Origin of the sequence: Mesorhizobium sp. LMG 17147 (assembly GCF_024297145.1) — a bacterium.
GTDB lineage: Bacteria > Pseudomonadota > Alphaproteobacteria > Rhizobiales > Rhizobiaceae > Mesorhizobium.
Genome location: NZ_JANCTC010000001.1, coordinates 709,909 through 726,831, shown reverse-complemented (window position 1 = coordinate 726,831; position 16,923 = coordinate 709,909). Strand labels below are relative to the sequence as shown.

Sequence of the window (16,923 nt, the reverse complement as noted above, 5' to 3'; positions counted from 1 at the left end):
GGTGATCTCCTGTGATCTAAAATCGGGGCTCGACCACCACTTCGGTCCGCACCGAATTGGCGATGAAACAGGCGTCGTGCGCCTTGTGATGAATACTCTCGATCATAGCCGCATCTGCGTCGCATTCGACGAGCGGCCGAAGGGTGACATGTGTGATGGCTGTGCGCCCTTCAGCATTCTTGGCCATCAGGCCTTCGGCTTCGTCGTGATAAGATCGGACATTGAGCTTAGCGCGTTTTGCCAGATCCAAGAACCAGAGCATGTGGCAAGAAGAAAGCGAAGCGACGAACAGTTCTTCCGGATCGACGATCGTTGCATCGCTAAAAGGTGCCGGCACAATCGACGGCGATGCGGAAGCGGAGATGACCGCGCCACCATCAAAATGAAGTTCATGGACCCGGGAATAGCGGCCGGAAAGGAAATCCTCCCGTGCCCCCGACTTCCAGCGAAGCCCAGCAAAATGCTTCGACATGCGACCTCCTAAAGGCTCCGCCCGATCAGCAATTTCATGATCTCGTTGGTGCCGCCGTAGATGCGCTGGACGCGGGCATCGCGGAACATGCGGGCGATCGGATATTCATTCATGTAGCCATAGCCGCCATGCAATTGAAGGCATTCGTCGACGACTTTTCCTTGCAGGTCTGACAGCCAGTATTTGGCCATCGAAGCCGTCACCGGGTCGAGGCCACCGTTAATATGGCGGGCGACGCAGTCATTATAGAAGACGCGGCCGATGGTCGCCTCGGTCTTCAATTCGGCAAGCTTGAACTGGGTGTTCTGGAATTCGATGATGGCCTTGCTGAACGCCTTACGCTCCTTGACGTAGTCGATGGTAAGCGCCAGAGCCCGCTCGACCATGGCAATAGCAGTGGTGCCGATCTGCAGCCGCTCCTGCGGCAATTGTTGCATCAACTGGACGAAGCCCTGGCCTTCGTCATTGCCGAGCAGGTTCGAGGTCGGCACACGCACGTCGTTGAAGAACAGTTCCGACGTGTCGTTGGCCTTGAGGCCGATCTTGTCGAGGTTACGGCCGCGCTCGAAACCCTCCACCTCGTCAGTCTCGACGACGATCAGCGAGATGCCCTTGGCGCCCTTCTCAGGATCGGTCTTGGTAACGACGATGATGAAATTGGCGAGCTGGCCGTTGGTGATAAAAGTCTTCGAGCCGCTGAGCTTGTACCGGTTGCCGTCCTTTTCGGCACGCATCTTGATGCCCTGCAGGTCGGAGCCCGCACCCGGCTCAGTCATGGCGATGGCGCCGATCAGCTCGCCGGTGGCCAGCCTCGGCAGCCACTTCTTCTTCTGCTCCTCCGAGCCGTAGTGGAGGATATAGGGGGCAACGATCGAATTGTGCAGGCCAATGCCGAACCCGTCGACGCCGACATGGCCGATCGCCTCGATGATGGCGCTCTCATGCGCGAACGTGCCGCCCGATCCACCATATTCCTCCGGCATCGAGGCGCACAGCAGTCCGGCAGCACCCGCCTTCTGCCAGCTTTCCCGGTCGACCATTTCGTTCTTCTCGAACTCGTCGTAACGCGGCGCGATCTCTTCCGCCATGAAGCGGTGCGCCATGTCGTAAAGCATGCCGACCTCGTCCGCCGCCCAGGCGGGCTTGGGAAGGCCAAGGATTCCGGCGGGGTTGGTCATGGTTTCTCCCTCGCGCCGACGCCCCCCTCGAGACGAGGGTGGCCGCGAAGCGACCGGGTGGGGTCGCCGATGACTTGCTCGACCTTATCTTTTACAACCTGCGCCATGTGCCACGGCATTGCGATCACTTTCCTCCAAGGCATGCACCAGAATGGAGGTCGGCGCACTGCACGCAGAACCCCTCCCGGCCCTTCGGGCCACCCTCCCTCGAGGGGCAGGGGAACGCCGAAGCTAGAACGCTTCCGCCGGCAGTGCCATCAATGTGTCGGCACCGCTGGAGATGCGGGCAAGATGCGCCGACGTCTCCGGCATGATCCGCTCTACGAAGAAGCGCGCCGTCACCAGCTTGTTGTCGTAGAAAGACGAAGCGCCATCGGGGCCATCAGCCAATTTCGCCGCGGCCACCTTGGCCATCCGGGCCCACATATAGCCCAGCGCCACCAGGCCGAAGAGATGCATGTAGTCGGTCGAGGCGGCACCCGCATTGTCGGGCCTGGCTATGCCGTTCTGCACCAGCCACATCGTCGCCGCCTGCAGATCGTCGAGGCCCTTTTTAAGCGCCTTGGTGAAGGGCGCCATCTTCTCATCGGTGCGGTTCTCCTCGCAGAACTCTCCGACTTCCCTAAAGAAGACCTGGACCGCGCGGCCGCCATTCAAGGCCAGCTTGCGGCCGACGAGGTCGAGCGCCTGGATGCCGTTGGCACCCTCATAGATCATGGCGATGCGGGCATCGCGGACGAACTGGCTCATGCCGTGTTCTTCTATATAGCCGTGGCCGCCGAACACCTGCTGCGCCATTACCGCATGATCGAAACCCTTGTCGGTGAGCACGCCCTTTACCACCGGCGTCATCAGGCCGGTATAGTCGTCTGCGACCTGGCGATCTTTGTCGTCACCGGAGCGGTGAGCGATGTCGGACTTGATCGCCGTCCATAGCGCCAGCGCGCGGCCGGCCTCGTTGAACGCCTTCATGGTCATCAGGCTGCGGCGGATGTCCGGATGGACGATGATCGGATCGGCCTTCCTGTCCGGCGCCTTCGGTCCTGACAGCGAGCGGCCCTGCAGACGGTCCTTGGCGTAGGAAACCGCATTCTGGTAGGCGACCTCCGATAGCGAGAGCCCCTGCAGGCCGACGCCAAGCCGCGCCTCATTCATCATGGTGAACATTGCTTTCAGCCCGCCATTGGCCTCGCCGAGCAGCGTGCCTTCAGCGTCGTCGTAATTCATGACGCAGGTCGAGTTGCCATGGATACCCATCTTCTCCTCGATCGAGCCACAGGAAACGGTGTTCTTCTCGCCCGGATTGCCTGAGGCATCGAGCTTGAACTTCGGCACGATGAACAGGGAGATGCCCTTCACGCCATCCGGCGCGCCCTCGATACGGGCCAGCACCAGGTGGACGATATTGTCCGACATGTCATGCTCGCCGGCCGAGATGAAGATCTTCTGGCCGGATATCCTGTAGGTGCCGTCGCCATTTGGGACGGCCTTGGTGCGCAGCAGGCCAAGATCGGTTCCGCAGTGCGGCTCGGTCAGATTCATGGTGCCGGTCCAGGCGCCCTCGACCAGCTTCGGCAACCATGTTGCCTTCTGCTCTTTGGTGCCATGGGTGATGATCGCAGCGATCGCGCCTTGCGTCAGGCCCGCATACATCATCAGCGACATATTGGCCGACACCATGTATTCGGCAACCGCGGTGTGCACCGCGTAGGGCAAGCCTTGCCCGCCAAACTCGACAGGTGCGGCGAGCCCCATCCAGCCGCCTTCGCGATACTGGTCGAAGGCCTCCTTGAAGCCTTTCGGCGTCGTTACCGAACCGTCGTCATGGCGCACGCAACCTTCCGTGTCGCCGACACGGTTCAGCGGCTGCATCACGTTTTCAGCGAGTTTCGCCCCTTCGGCAAGGATGGCCTCGAGCACATCCGGCGTGGCGTCGGAAAATCCTGGAAGATTGGAATAGCGCTGATACCCCAGCACTTCGTTCAGCACGAACAGCGTGTCGCGGATCGGCGCCTTGTAGATCGGCATGCGTTTTCCTCCACCATGCGGTCTTGGCCCCGAAATCAGCCCCAGTGTACCAGTGTATGAGGATAGCAGGCGGGCCAGTATGACGGGTCGGAGATAGCAAATGTTGACGTTTGCGTAAACGTCAATTCTGCGGTGCGACGAATTTTCTCCCGCGCGCCAAGACCGCAAACGGCGAAGGACGGCAAACGACGAAGAACCCCGCAGCGAAAGCCGCGCGGCTCTTATCCGTCGGAAATCGAAAGCTTAGTTTAGCTCGCCACGCTGGCCTGCGGCGTCGAGCGCTCGATCAGCATTTGCCGGACGGTCAACATCGAAGCACTCAGTTCGCTGATGGCATCGTCGATCAGCGCCCGCTGCTTCTGCAGACGGGCAAGCTGCTTCTCCGACTTGTCGAGCGCCAGCCGCAATTGCTTTGTGTTGGAGCCGTTCGGATCGTAGAGGTCCATCATCTGCTTGACGTCACGCAGCGAGAATCCGACCTTGCGGCCAAGCAGGATCAGCTTCAGCCGGGCCCTGTCGCGGCGCGTATAGAGGCGGGTCGAGCCGTCGCGCTGCGGGTTGAGTAGACCCTTGTCCTCATAGAAACGCAGCGTACGCAGCGTCACTCCGTATTTCTTGGCCATTTCGCCGATGCGGACAAGCTCTTCACCGGCTTCGCTCGACATATCGTTGGTGTTGGCCGCGGCTTGGCCGGGCGAAATAAGTTTCATGGTCACTGGCTTTCCCCGTCTGATGGCGTCGCGGTCGCGGACCTAGCGTCGCCTGAGTGAAAGCGGGGGCGTGCTTCCACTCGTGGTTTCAACAAACAAATCGCAAACGGCGTAATCCGCTCATTTACGTTTACGTCAATTCTATATCGATAGCCGCCCTACCACGCAAGAGCGTTCTAGGCTTGGAACTTTATGCCGCAGCGCCGGCGGATAACCTAAAAAGTCGTTGCCGATTTCGGGAGCGATCATGCGGCTGATCAAACGTCCACGGCGTCCTTTGTGCGTCCAATAGAAGACACCCGGCGCCGTCCGCAGCCAGCCGACAAAGTTGCAACTTCTTAAGCTTGGTTAACGCGTTGTTTACCACGTTGGGGCGAAATGTGCGCATGTCGGTTACCCGTGTCTATCCTGTATTGAATTTTTCACGGTTTTCGGAGCGCGGATGAGACCCGGGGAAGCTCGTCTTCCACTGCAACAAGCCAAGCAGTCGCCTTCGTCCCGGCAGGACTTTGGGAACCTGGTGAAAGCCAGCAATTCTGAAACGGGCGCATTGATGAACAGCAAGCGGTCCTACCTCGATACACTCAACGCCGGCAGGCAACGCCGGCCGCACACGACGCTTGAAGAGCTCAACCGCTCCCTGGAAACTCTGGAGCAGCGGCTGGAGCGGACGCGCGAGGAGACGACAAACCACCCCGATCCGCGCCGACCAGCGGCAGAACCGCGCTATCCCAGCGCTCAACCCTATGGCCAGCAGCGCCGGTATGAAGACCCACGCGAGGCGCAGCAGCCGAAAGGTCCAGCAGCGGCCTTCGACCAGAACTACCAGGCGATCGCCCGCGATATCGACCGGGTGCGCGGTCAGGAGGACAGCGTCGCCTTAGCCGGCAAGATCGCCGGGGAATTGCGCGGCCTGCGCGAAGAGCTGCGCCAGCAGATGACCTCCGGCCTGCAACGCGAGTTCGACGTACTGCGCAAGAATATTGAGCGAGCCTTCCAGTCAAATGGCGGCGGTAAAGGCAGCGCCGAACTCGGCGTCGAGTTCGAGCGGCTCTCCGGCGCCATCCAGACACTGGCCGAAAAAAGCGACGACAGAAGCGTCAATATGCTGCGGCTCGAGCTTGAGCAGGTCAAGGCCGCGCTCGATACGCTAGCGCGCGAGGAGAGCGTGCAGGCGGTCGGCCGCCGCTGGGACGAATTCGACCGCCGCTGGAACGCCTTCGAGGACCGCGTCGACGCCGATCAGCGCAAGCGCTCCGACGCGCCCGGCCTGTCGGCGCTGACGGAGCGGCTCGAACAGATCAGCAATGCCGTCAGCAATCTGCCGGAATCGCTGTCGCTGCGCTCGCTCGAAGAAAAGGTGCGCACGCTTGCCGGAGCGGTCGATCATTTCGCTCGCCAGCAGGACAATCGCGGCAGCGACACATTCAGCCAGATCGACGAGCGGCTCGACGAGATTTCCCGCGCGATCGTCGCCTCGACGGTTGCCGCGCAAGCCAATTCGTTCGACCCCGAGCCCTTCGAACGCATCGAGAAGCGGATCGATTCACTGGCCCAGCAAATCGAAGAAGTGTCGCAGGACCGTCCGGGCCGGGAGGTCATCGACCGTCTCAACACATTGTCGAGCCGCGTGGACGAACTGGCCGGCCGAGCCAATCTGCCGGAACAGGCGATGGAGCGCCTTGCCAGGCAAATCGCGCTTATCTCCGACAAGATCGACCACGCACCGGCCATGCCCGACGCCGATTACATCTTCCAGGGGCTCGAACAGCGCTTCGACGTGCTGTCCAGCATGATGGAACGTCGCCAAGGCGACGCCATCGAACAAGGCAACATGCTGTTTCGCGACCTCGAGCGCCGGTTGGACGAGGTCGCCGACAGGCTGGACCAGCGCATGCCGCAGGTCGACAACGCCGACATCATGGATGCCATCGACGCCCGCTTCACGGCGCTGGCCAAGCGGATGGAGACACGCGTTCCAGATCCCGCCAACGAGGCGGCGATCCGCGGCCTGGAGAGCCGGCTCGAAGACATCTCAAGCCGGCTGGATTCGTCCGCCGCACAAGTCGCCAGCATCGACCCGGCTTTGATCCGCAGCCTCGAAGCGCAGGTCGCCGGCCTGACGGCGCACCTTTCCAAGCCCGGCACGCCGCTGCCGGAATTCGACGACATCAGCCCGCGTCTCAACGAAATCGAGAAATCGCTGGCCGGAACCCGCGATTCCATCCTCGGCGCGGCGCGCGAGGCGGCCGAGAGTGCCGTCCGCTCGCTGGCCGGATCAAGCGCCAACACAGCGGCCGTTACCGGCCTCGCCCAGGACCTGAAGACGCTTGAGGCGCTGACGCGCCGTTCGGACGAGCGCAATTCGAGAACGTTCGAGGCTATCCACGATACGCTGCTCAAGATCGTTGACAGGCTTGGTTCACTGGAGACCGGCGAACCGGCAAGCGCCGAGTTGAGCAAACGCTCCGGCCGGGCATCCAAGATATCGGTGCAGGACGCACCGTCGATGGACATTGACCAGTCGCTGCCGTTGACGGGCAACATGGCCGATCTCGACGGCCGCGCCGCGGCGCTCGTGCGCGGAGAGCCAGGTCCGCGAACGCCGGCCGAGGCCGCCGCCGCAGCCGCACTGGCGGCTCTCGGTTCAGACACGACACGTGAAAAGAACGAACAAGGCGGCGGCAGGAAATCGATGTTAGGCGGGCTGGCGCGCGCCTTGAAGGGCAAGAAGGAGGCCGAGACGCCGCCGCTTGCAGGCTCGGCGCCGAGCGCCGAGATACCGAGCGTCGATCTCGACGAGCCCCTCGACCCCAAGCTCGCCAACCGGCCACTGGAACCCGGCTCCGGCGCACCAGACCTCAGCGCCATCATGAAGCGCGTGCGCGACGAGCGCGGGCAGCCGGCCCGGGAAGGCAGCGCCGAGGCGGCGAAGTCGGACTTCATCGCGGCAGCCAGAAGGGCCGCGCAAGCGGCGGCCGCCGAGGCGGACGCCCTCAAGCGCCAGTCGACGATGAAAGGCCCGGTCAAGGCACTCAGGATCGGCGACCTGCTCAAGGCGCGGCGCAAGCCGATTCTGATGGGGGCAATCGCCATCATGCTGGCGCTTGCCGGCCTGCAACTGGGCAAAGCCTTCTTCTCCGACCCGGTCGAAGTCGCTGACAATGAGGCGGCGCCGGCCGTGGCCGTACAGCCGGTGGAAACCGCATTGGCCAGCGTTGCCAGCGAGCCGAAGGCGGACGCGCAGACAACAACACAGGAGAGCGAGCCGTCGCCCACCGTCAGGCAGGCAGAGCCATCCGCATCGATGACCAAGGACGACACGGCGGCGCAAACCGGCCCCGCCACACCGGCAACCGAGGCATCGACGGCGCCCTCGGCTTCTGCGGCGTCCGCTGACCTGGGGGCGCCAGACACGGCCGCAGTGCCCGCGCCGGCAACGGCGATCGCCGCGCCATTGGCCGCCGCGCCTGCTATAGTCACCGCTGCGACGCAGGACAAGACCGGCACTGTGCCGCCGGCGGATGCTGCCCCGGCAGGCGTTGCCAAGATCGAAGTTCCGGCCGATGCCGGTCCGGTCGCCCTGCGCGATGCAGCGGCCGGCGGCGACGCCAAGGCGCTGTTCGAGATCGGCTCGCGCTACGCCGAGTCACGCGGTGTCAAGGAAGACATGACGGCGGCGGCCAAATGGTATGAGAAAGCTGCCGAACTCGGTTTCGCACCGGCAGAATACCGCATCGGCAATTTCTACGAGAAGGGCATCGGCGTCGCACGCGACATCAAGAAAGCGAAGACCTGGTACCAGCTTGCCGCAGAGCAGGGCAATGCCAGCGCAATGCACAATCTTGCCGTGCTGTTTGCGATGGCGGCGGACGGCGTAACCGACAACGAATCGGCAGCACGCTGGTTCCAGGCGGCGGCGGATCTCGGCGTCAAGGACAGCCAGTTCAACCTCGGCATCCTCGCGGCGAAGGGTGTCGGCATGAAGCAGAATCTCGAGGAGAGCTATAAATGGTTTGCGCTCGTCGCCAAGACCGGCGACAAGGATGCAGCGGCCAAGCGCGACGAGATCGCCAAGGCGCTGAGGCCCGAGCAGTTGGAGCGTGCGCGGGCCGCGGCTGAACTGTGGAAAGCCAAGCCGCTCGATCCAGCCGCCAATTCGGCCGACATTCCTGAATCGTGGCAGGACGGCACACCGCAGACGACCGCCGGCATCGATATGAAGAAAGCGGTCCAGAACATCCAGCGCATTCTCAACAAGAACGGCTACGAGGCCGGCAATCCCGACGGCATGATGGGCCTGAAAACCAAGAACGCAATCATGGCCTTCCAGGCCGACAACGATATGAGGGCAACCGGCGCGATCGACGAAAAGCTGGTCAAGGCGCTGCTCGCGCGTAAATAACGGCGGATGCGTCGTTTCCGCGACGCCCTTGCCACAGATTTGCCTGTTAACTGATTGATTTTTTTGTTTCGGCGGCGCGGCGAAGTTTGACTTCACCGCCCGGCCGGCGCAAGAACGAAATAGCCTTTTGGCGTAAAATGCCCGCAACGGTTGCATTCGCCAGGAGGCAAACTGATCGAGACTGACGGGTGGGCATCTATCTCCCGATCGCGGAAATTTCCGTCAACATCTTCGTGCTGCTGGCCATGGGTGCGGCGGTGGGTTTCCTGTCGGGCATGTTCGGCGTGGGCGGCGGCTTTCTCATTACGCCGCTGCTGATCTTCTACAACATACCGCCGGCAATCGCGGTCGCCACCGGCGCCAACCAGGTCATCGCTTCCTCCTTCTCCGGCGCCCTGTCGCACATGAAGCGCGGCACGCTCGACTTCAAGCTTGGCGGCGTGCTTTTAGGCGGTGGCATCGTCGGCTCGACTGGTGGTATCTATGTCTTTGCGCTCCTGCGCCGGCTCGGCCAGCTCGACCTGTTTATCTCGCTGCTCTACGTCGTGCTGCTCGGCACTGTCGGCGGACTGATGCTCGTCGAGAGTGTCAATGCATTGCGCGCCACTCGCAGCGGCGCCGCACCGGTGTTGAAGAAATCCGGCCAGCACAATTGGATCCACCGCCTGCCGCTGAAGATGCGGTTCAGGGCCTCAAAGCTCTTCGTCAGCGTCATTCCGGTGCTTGGGCTGGGCGCGGCGATTGGCTTCCTGTCGTCGATCATGGGCGTCGGCGGCGGCTTCATCATGGTGCCGGCCCTGATCTACCTTTTGAAAGTGCCTACCAACGTCGTCATCGGCACCTCGCTGTTCCAGATCATCTTCACCTCGGCCTACACCACGCTGGTCCACGCCACCACCAACCAGACCGTCGACGTCATGCTCGCTTTCCTGTTGATGGCAGGCGGCGTCGCCGGCGCGCAATATGGCGCCAAGGCCGGTCAGCGGCTGCGGGGCGAGCAACTCAGGGCGCTGCTGGCGCTGCTGGTGCTGGCGGTCGCCATCCGGCTTGCCATCGATCTCTTCGTCACGCCACCCAATCTCTATTCGCTGTCCGGCGTGGGCCTGAGCTGATGGCTGGCTTAAGGACGCTCGCGGCCGCCGCCTTGCTGTCGCTGCTGCCGGCTGCGCCACCGGCGAAGGCGCAGGCGCCTCTGACCGAAAATATCCAGATCGGCCTTTCGACCGACAATGTCTCGATTACCGCCGGCTTTTCCGGCGCCGACCTGACCATCTTCGGCTCGCTGGAAAATGCGGATCCGCTTGTCGCGCGGCAAGGGCGCTACGACGTGATCGTCGTGCTGGAAGGCCCGGCCCGACCGGTCGTCGTGCGCCGCAAGGACCGGGTGCTCGGCGTCTGGGTCAATCTGGAGTCGGAGACCTTCAAAAACGTACCTGTCTCCTATTCGGTGGCGACGACGCGGCCGCTGCAGGACGTCACCGATCCGAACAGCTACAAGCAGCTGTCGCTTGGCGCCTCCAACCTCTATTTGCAGCCGGCCGACGCCGGCGACAGCCCGGCGACAATCGAGGAGTTCACCGCCGCGCTGCGGGAACGCAAGTCGGCGACCGGCCTCTACAGCGAGAATGTCGGCGGTGTGCAGTTCCTGTCGCAGAACCTGTTCCGCGCCACCGTCAGGCTCGCCCCAAACGTTCCGGTCGGCACCCATAAGGCCCGCGCCTTCCTGTTCAAGAGCGGCCTGTTCATCAAGGAAAGCTCCGCCCAGCTCGAAATCCGCAAGTCCGGTTTCGAACAGTCGATCTTCCGCGTCGCCCACGACTACTCGTTCCTCTACGGTGTCTTTGCCGTATCGCTGGCCATGCTGACAGGCTGGCTCGGAAGACTGGTCTTCAGGAAAGACTGAACTCTCGTAAAAGTGGTTTCCCTTTCCGAGGGTATGGGTTAGACCGCGACCCCCGGCCCGACCGGACACGAGCTGCTGCTCCCCAAATCAGAAATACAGGAACGCACGATGCGACCAGCATTCGCCGGGATCGACTTCGGCACTTCGAATTCCACTGTCAGCGTGGTCAGGAACGGGCAGCCGCGGCTGGTGGCGTTGGAAGACGGCCAGGTCACGCTGCCCAGTGCGGTGTTTTTCAATTTCGAGGACAACCGCACCTATTTCGGGCGACGCGCCCTTGCCAACTATACGGACAGTATCGAAGGCCGCCTGATGCGCTCGTTGAAGAGTGTGCTCGGCAGCTCGCTCGCCCACGAAAAGACACGCATCAAGGCGCGCTCGATCGGCTTCATGGAGATTGTCGGCCTGTTCGTCGGCCATCTGAAAAAGAAGCTGGAAGAAGAAGCCCATGACGCGGTCGACAGCGTCGTGCTGGGACGGCCCGTGCAGTTCGTCGACGACGATGCCCAGGCTGACGCGAAGGCGGAGCACGAACTCGAAAATGCCGCTCGTGCCCACGGCTTCAAGCACATCGCCTTCCAGTTCGAACCGATTGCCGCGGCACTCGACTACGAACAAAAGGTGACGCGCGAGGAACTGGCGCTGATCGTCGACATGGGCGGCGGCACGTCCGACTTCTCCATCGTGCGCGTCTCGCCCGAGCGCGCCCGCTCGCTTGACCGCAAGGACGACATCCTGGCCAGCCGCGGCATCCACATCGGCGGCACCGACTTCGACCGGCTGTTGAGCATCGCCCATGTGATGCCGCAGCTCGGCTATCTCTCACCGACCAAGGATGGCAAACGTAATCTGCCGGCGAGCTACTTCATCGACCTGGCGACGTGGCAGCGCATCAATCTGGTCTATACCGCGAGGGCGATGACGCATCTGCGCCAGATCCGCTATGAGGCGGAGCGCGCAGACCTGATCGACCGCTTCATCCACATTGTCGAGCATCGTTACGGCCACGCGCTGGCGGCGCTGGTCGAAAAGGCCAAGATCGAGCTGACGGACCGTTCGTCGGCCGATGTCGAGGTCGCGCTGCCGGAGGTGAAGTTCACGGCAGAAATCACGCGCAAGGGGCTCGAAGCCACCATAGCCAGGGACATTGAGCGTGTTGCGGCTACGGTCGAGCAGACCATCCGCGACGCACAGGTGAAGGCCTCGGACATCACCGCGGTGTTCTTGACCGGCGGATCGACCGCGATCCCGCTGGCCAGGCAGCGGATCCTGGCGCTGGTGCCGCAGGCGTCGGTAATCGAAGGCGATGTGTTCGGCTCGGTCGGGCTTGGGCTGGCGCTCGACGCGCAGCGGAAGTTCGGCTGATCGGCTTAAAGCGGCGCGGGTATCTCAGCTTTGCCGCCAAGATGCGCCTTGAGCGCCATCTGGGCCAGGCTTGGCTGCCGGTCGCGATGCGTGATCATGGCAAATTCGCGCTTCGGCAGATCGACCGGCACAGAACGTAGGCTACCTTCGGCGACCGCGCGTGCGACGACGAGTTCCGAGATGATGCTGGCGCCGGCGCCGGCCTCGACCGCCTGGCGAATAGCCTCATTGCTCGGCAATACCAGGAATATCTGCAGGTCCGCGAACGAAATCCCGTCGCGTCGGGCAAGGTCCTCCAGCGCCTCGCGCGTGCCCGAACCGCCTTCGCGAATGATCCAGCGAAGCCCGCCAAGATCGGGATGTCCAGGCGAAACTTCCGCGATCTCAGGGTGCGAGCGCGCCACGACCAGCATCATGCGATCGATATCGACCTTGGCACGCCGCAAAATGTCGGATTCGGTGCGCCCCTCGACCAGGCCAAAATCGGCTGCGCCATCAAGTACATCGGTCTCGACCTGCCTGGTGTTGCCAATGCTCACGCTCAGCCTGACGGCAGGATAGGCTTCGTGGAAAGAGGCGAGCCGGCGCGGCAGCCAATAGCTGGCGATCGTCTGGCTGGCAGCTATCGAGAGACTGCCGGTGATCGTTTGCGAGACATGCTCCAGCACGTTGTGGGCGGCCGCAGCCCGGTCGAGGACCGCCTTGGCCTCGGGCAAGAATCGGCGTCCGGTTTCGGCGAGCTCGATGTTGCGGCCGACGCGGTTGAACAACTGGACGCCATGCTGCTGTTCGAGCGAGCGGATCGCGGCGGATGCGGCCGACTGTGAGATGCCCAGCAACTCGGCCGCTTTGGTCATGTGCGCCCGTTCGGCGACGGCGACGAAGATCCGCAACTGGTCCAGGGTCATTCCGACACTAAGAAGCAAATCCGATTGGAATTACAAGAGCAAGTTGTTAGACGGATCGGTCGCTTTGTTCTAAATTTTGGCTCGAAATTGGAAAAAAGTCGCGCCAGAGCAGTCGAGGGTAGAATTGGTGGGGCGGTTCAAAATCCGTGTTTGCGCACTGGACCCGCAGCCTGCGGCGGCGGCTCTTGGGTGAACGCTATCGCCCGGAAGAGCATTACATGCGCGGCCCAGGCCCGAAGACGAGAGCCAAGTTCGCGGGGCGCAAGAGCATCACCGGATCATGACCAACAACCTGCTGCGCGGAGCTAATTCGGCACCATCACAACGGCCGCTTGCCGATACGCGAGCGCCCGCTGAACGCGACGGCGTCGATACTTCGCCTGATGTCTCCGACAGCATCGCCAAGACCACCTGCTATATGTGCGCCTGCCGCTGCGGCATCGACGTCCATATCAAAGATGGCAAGGTCCGCTACATCAACGGCAACAAGGATCATCCGGTCAATCGCGGCGTGCTGTGCGGCAAAGGCAGCGCCGGCATCATGCAGCATTACAGCCCGGCCCGGCTGACGAAACCATTGCTGCGCACCGGACTGCGCGGCTCGGGCGAGTTCCGCGAGATCGAGTGGGAGGAAGCTTTGTCGCTCGCGACAGAACGGCTTTCGAACATCCGCCAGACCGATCCGAAGAAACTCGCCTTCTTCACCGGCCGGGACCAGTCGCAATCGCTGACCGGTTGGTGGGCGAGCCAGTTCGGCACGCCGAACTTCGCAGCCCATGGCGGTTTCTGCTCGGTGAACATGGCAGCCGGCGGCCTCTACACGATTGGCGGCTCGTTCTGGGAATTCGGCGAGCCCGACTGGGACAACACCAAGTATTTCATGCTGTTCGGGGTTGCCGAAGACCATGATTCCAATCCGATCAAGATCGGCCTCGGCAAACTCAAGGCGCGCGGCGCCAAGGTGGTTTCAATCAATCCCTGCCGCACCGGCTACAACGCGATTGCCGACGACTGGATCGGCATCCGGCCCGGCACCGACGGCCTGTTTGTGTTCGCCCTCATCCACGAATTGCTGAAGGCAGGGCGCGTCGATCTCGACTACCTCTTGCGCTACACCAACGCCCACATCCTGGTCATTCAGGAGCCTGGAGCCGCCGATGACGGGCTGTTCATGCGCGACGGCGACGGCAATCCGCTGGCTTGGGACAGGGTGGCGAAGACGCCTGTCGACGCCGGCGATACCGACGCAAAACCCGCACTGACCGGCAGCGTTCTCGTCGACGGCCGCCGCTGCGTGCCGGTCTTTCAACTCGTCGCCGACCGCTATCTGGACGAGTGCTATTCACCCGACGCCGTCGCTGACCGGTGCGGCATCTCCGCCGACACGATCCGACGCATTGCTGCAGAACTCGCTCATGTCGCCTTCGAACGGCAAATCGAACTGCCGGTGGCCTGGACGGACTGGGCCGGCCGCCGGCACGAGACCATCAAGGGCCGGCCGGTGTCGATGCATGCGATGCGCGGCATCTCGGCCCATTCGAACGGGTTTCACACTTGCCGCGCCATTCATTTGCTTCAGGTGCTTCTCGGCACGGTGGACGTGCCGGGCGGCTTCCGCTTCAAACCGCCTTATCCGCGGTCCGCGCCGCCGGGTCCAAAGCCCGCCGGCAAGAATGTGAAGCCGATGACACCGCTCGAAGGCATGCCGCTCGGCTTCGTCTGCGGACCGGAGGACCTGCAGATCGATGAAGGCAGCAGGCCTGTTCGTATCGACAAGGCATACTCCTGGGACGCGCCGCTGGCCGCCCATGGGCTCATGCACACGGTCATCCGTAACGCCTGGGCAGGCGATCCCTACAAGATCGACACTCTGTTCATGTACATGTCCAACATGGCCTGGAACTCGTCGATGAATACGGTCGAGACGATGGCGATGCTGACCGATATCGATGCGGAGGGCGAGTACAAGATCCCGTTCATCATCTATTCCGACGCTTATTATTCCGAGACCGTGCCCTTTGCCGATCTGGTGCTGCCGGACACGACCTATCTCGAGCGTCATGACTGTATCAGTCTGCTCGACCGGCCGATCAGCCACGCCGACGGTCCGGGCGACGCCATCCGCCATCCCGTTGTCGAGCCGGACCGCGACGTCAGGCCGTTCCAGACGGTGCTGATCGAACTCGGCGCGCGGCTCGGTCTGCCCGGTTTCGTCGATGACGACGGCTCCGCCAAATACCGCGACTATGCCGACTACATCGTCAATCACGAGCGTACGCCAGGTGTCGGTCCACTCGCCGGCTGGCGCGGCAAGGACGGGACCCTGGTCGGCAAGGGCGACGTCAATCCCGACCAGTTGCAGCGCTACATCGACAATGGCGGCTTCTGGCACCAGGATTTCGCCGCCGATCAGCGCTACTACAAGATGGCAAACCGCTCCTATCTCGACTTCGCCGAGAGCATGGGCTTCATCCCGAAAGCCGAGCCGATCGTGTTCCAACTCTATTCCGAGCCGATGCAGCGCTTCCGCCTGGCGGCACGCGGCCATGGCCGGGTGCTGCCGCCGGAAGCCGAGCGTAGCCGCATCGAGACCTATATGGATCCGCTGCCGTTCTGGTATGCGCCCTTCGAAGAGACTGCGGTTGACAGCCAAGCCTATCCGCTGCACGCGCTGACGCAGCGGCCAATGCACATGTATCATTCCTGGGGCTCGCAGAATGCCTGGCTAAGGCAGATCACCAGCCAGAACCGGCTGTTCGTGCATCACCGGACCGCCGCCAGCCTCGGGCTTGTCGATAACGACTGGGTGTGGATCGAGAGCATCAACGGCAAGGTCAAAGGACAGATCAAGCTGGTCGACGGCGTCAACGCCGATACGGTGTGGACGTGGAATGCGATCGGCAAGCGTCGCGGCAGCTGGGGGCTCAAGGATGACGCGGCCGAATCCAGTCGCGGCTTCCTGCTCAACCACATCATCGGCGACCAGACCTCCGCCGATGCCAGCGGCAAACGCTATTCGAATTCCGATCCGGTGACCGGCCAGGCGGCGTGGTTCGACCTGCGCGTGCGCATCGTCAAATGCGCGGCCGAGGAAGCCGGCTTCACCGAGCCGCAGTTCGAGCGGTTCCGGCAGCCACCGCATTTCGAACCCTCGCCCGACAAGCTCACTTTCGGCGCAGAGTTCCGCCGGGAAAGAGAAGCTGCCAGACCATGACCTGCCTTCCCGCCCAAACCGACAAGAAGCTCGGCCTGGTCATCGATCTCGACACCTGTGTCGGCTGTCAGGCCTGCGTCACCGCCTGCAAGGAATGGAACACCGGCGGCCACATGGCGCCGCTGACCGACATCGATCCTTATGGCGGCGACGCCGACGGGGTCTGGTTCAACCGCGTGCACAGCTATGAGCACATGACTGAGATGGGTGGGCGCACGGTCAATTTCCCGCGCTCCTGTCTGCATTGCGAGACACCGGCCTGTGTCACCGTATGCCCGACCGGCGCCTCCTACAAACGGGCCTCGGACGGCATTGTGCTGGTCGACGAGGACAAGTGCATCGGCTGCAAATTGTGCAGTTGGGCCTGCCCCTATGGCGCGCGCGAGTTCGACACCGATGTCGGCGTAATGAAGAAATGCACGCTGTGCGTCGACCGTATCTACAACGACAATCTGGCGGAAGAAGATCGCGTTCCGGCCTGCGTCGCTGCTTGCCCGACCAGCGCGCGGCATTTCGGCGATCTGGGCGATCCGGCATCGGCTATCTCGCAACTGGTGGCCGAGCGCGGCGGTGTCGATCTGATGCCGGAAATGGGCTATAAGCCGACCAACAAATATCTGCCGCCACGTGCCCACACCACCCGCGCCGCATCGGTGCCGGCGCCGGCGCTTGAAGCGGTGCGGGCCGAAGGCGGCTTCCTCGGCTGGGTCGACCGCATGCTTTCGAACTAACCCGCGTCT

11 protein-coding genes are annotated in these 16,923 nt (G+C 62.7%); 6 read left to right on the top strand and 5 right to left on the bottom strand.

Annotation, left to right across the window (positions count from 1 at the left end):
* Nucleotides 1-16: 16 nt before the first annotated feature.
* The 4 genes from NMG46_RS03495 to NMG46_RS03480 form a co-directional block, all read right to left on the bottom strand.
* A complete protein-coding gene (locus NMG46_RS03495) occupies nt 17-472 on the bottom strand; it encodes an OsmC family protein (protein ID WP_254816313.1) in 456 nt (151 codons plus the stop codon).
* Between the two features lie 8 nt (nt 473-480).
* A complete protein-coding gene (locus tag NMG46_RS03490; protein ID WP_254816312.1) occupies nt 481-1,650 on the bottom strand; it encodes an acyl-CoA dehydrogenase family protein in 1,170 nt (389 codons plus the stop codon).
* A gap of 231 nt (nt 1,651-1,881) precedes the next feature.
* On the bottom strand, nt 1,882-3,678 hold the full coding sequence (locus NMG46_RS03485) for an acyl-CoA dehydrogenase (RefSeq protein ID WP_254816311.1): 1,797 nt from the start codon (nt 3,676-3,678) through the stop codon (nt 1,882-1,884).
* A 248-nt stretch (nt 3,679-3,926) separates the two neighbouring features.
* On the bottom strand, nt 3,927-4,388 hold the full coding sequence (locus tag NMG46_RS03480) for a MerR family DNA-binding transcriptional regulator (protein WP_254816399.1): 462 nt from the start codon (nt 4,386-4,388) through the stop codon (nt 3,927-3,929).
* A 553-nt stretch (nt 4,389-4,941) separates the two neighbouring features.
* On the opposite strand from NMG46_RS03480, the gene NMG46_RS03475 reads away from it, so the two are divergent.
* The 4 genes from NMG46_RS03475 (at nt 4,942) to NMG46_RS03460 (ending at nt 12,061) form a co-directional block, all read left to right on the top strand.
* The gene (locus tag NMG46_RS03475; RefSeq protein ID WP_254816310.1) at nt 4,942-8,793 is read left to right on the top strand and encodes a peptidoglycan-binding protein; all 3,852 of its coding nucleotides are present in this window, start codon (nt 4,942-4,944) and stop codon (nt 8,791-8,793) included.
* A 188-nt stretch (nt 8,794-8,981) separates the two neighbouring features.
* Nucleotides 8,982-9,905 carry a sulfite exporter TauE/SafE family protein gene (locus NMG46_RS03470; protein ID WP_254816309.1) on the top strand — a complete coding sequence of 308 codons (924 nt, stop codon included), beginning with the start codon at nt 8,982-8,984 and terminating at the stop codon, nt 9,903-9,905.
* Nucleotides 9,905-10,696, top strand: coding sequence for a TIGR02186 family protein (locus NMG46_RS03465; protein ID WP_254816308.1), 792 nt, complete (start codon nt 9,905-9,907; stop codon nt 10,694-10,696). Before NMG46_RS03470 ends, NMG46_RS03465 begins: the two co-directional genes overlap by 1 nt.
* Nucleotides 10,697-10,804: 108 nt before the next feature.
* Nucleotides 10,805-12,061 carry an Hsp70 family protein gene (locus tag NMG46_RS03460; protein ID WP_254816307.1) on the top strand — a complete coding sequence of 419 codons (1,257 nt, stop codon included), beginning with the start codon at nt 10,805-10,807 and terminating at the stop codon, nt 12,059-12,061.
* Nucleotides 12,062-12,066: 5 nt separating this feature from the next.
* Here NMG46_RS03460 and NMG46_RS03455 read toward each other — a convergent pair whose 3' ends face one another.
* Nucleotides 12,067-12,969, bottom strand: coding sequence for a LysR family transcriptional regulator (locus tag NMG46_RS03455; protein ID WP_254816306.1), 903 nt, complete (start codon nt 12,967-12,969; stop codon nt 12,067-12,069).
* A gap of 280 nt (nt 12,970-13,249) precedes the next feature.
* Here NMG46_RS03455 and NMG46_RS03450 point away from each other — a divergent pair, with 280 nt between their 5' ends.
* Both NMG46_RS03450 and NMG46_RS03445 read left to right on the top strand, forming a co-directional pair.
* Nucleotides 13,250-16,183, top strand: coding sequence for a molybdopterin oxidoreductase family protein (locus NMG46_RS03450; RefSeq protein ID WP_254816305.1), 2,934 nt, complete (start codon nt 13,250-13,252; stop codon nt 16,181-16,183).
* Nucleotides 16,180-16,914 (top strand): 4Fe-4S dicluster domain-containing protein, encoded by a 735-nt coding sequence (locus tag NMG46_RS03445; RefSeq protein WP_254816304.1) that lies wholly within the window; start codon nt 16,180-16,182, stop codon nt 16,912-16,914. The genes NMG46_RS03450 and NMG46_RS03445 overlap by 4 nt, the downstream gene beginning before the upstream one ends.
* The last annotated feature ends 9 nt before the right edge of the window (nt 16,915-16,923 follow it).

Excerpts from the sequence above, each read along its gene's own strand:
- NMG46_RS03485 (WP_254816311.1), bottom strand. The coding sequence starts at position 3,678 with ATGCCGATCTACAAGGCGCCGATCCGCGACACGCTGTTCGTGCTGAAC.
- NMG46_RS03445 (WP_254816304.1), top strand. The coding sequence starts at position 16,180 with ATGACCTGCCTTCCCGCCCAAACCGACAAGAAGCTCGGCCTGGTCATC.
- NMG46_RS03465 (WP_254816308.1), top strand. The coding sequence starts at position 9,905 with ATGGCTGGCTTAAGGACGCTCGCGGCCGCCGCCTTGCTGTCGCTGCTG.
- NMG46_RS03490 (WP_254816312.1), bottom strand. The coding sequence starts at position 1,650 with ATGACCAACCCCGCCGGAATCCTTGGCCTTCCCAAGCCCGCCTGGGCG.
- NMG46_RS03460 (WP_254816307.1), top strand. The coding sequence starts at position 10,805 with ATGCGACCAGCATTCGCCGGGATCGACTTCGGCACTTCGAATTCCACT.
- NMG46_RS03495 (WP_254816313.1), bottom strand. The coding sequence starts at position 472 with ATGTCGAAGCATTTTGCTGGGCTTCGCTGGAAGTCGGGGGCACGGGAG.
- NMG46_RS03455 (WP_254816306.1), bottom strand. The coding sequence starts at position 12,969 with ATGACCCTGGACCAGTTGCGGATCTTCGTCGCCGTCGCCGAACGGGCG.
- NMG46_RS03450 (WP_254816305.1), top strand. The coding sequence starts at position 13,250 with ATGACCAACAACCTGCTGCGCGGAGCTAATTCGGCACCATCACAACGG.
- NMG46_RS03475 (WP_254816310.1), top strand. The coding sequence starts at position 4,942 with ATGAACAGCAAGCGGTCCTACCTCGATACACTCAACGCCGGCAGGCAA.
- NMG46_RS03480 (WP_254816399.1), bottom strand. The coding sequence starts at position 4,388 with ATGAAACTTATTTCGCCCGGCCAAGCCGCGGCCAACACCAACGATATG.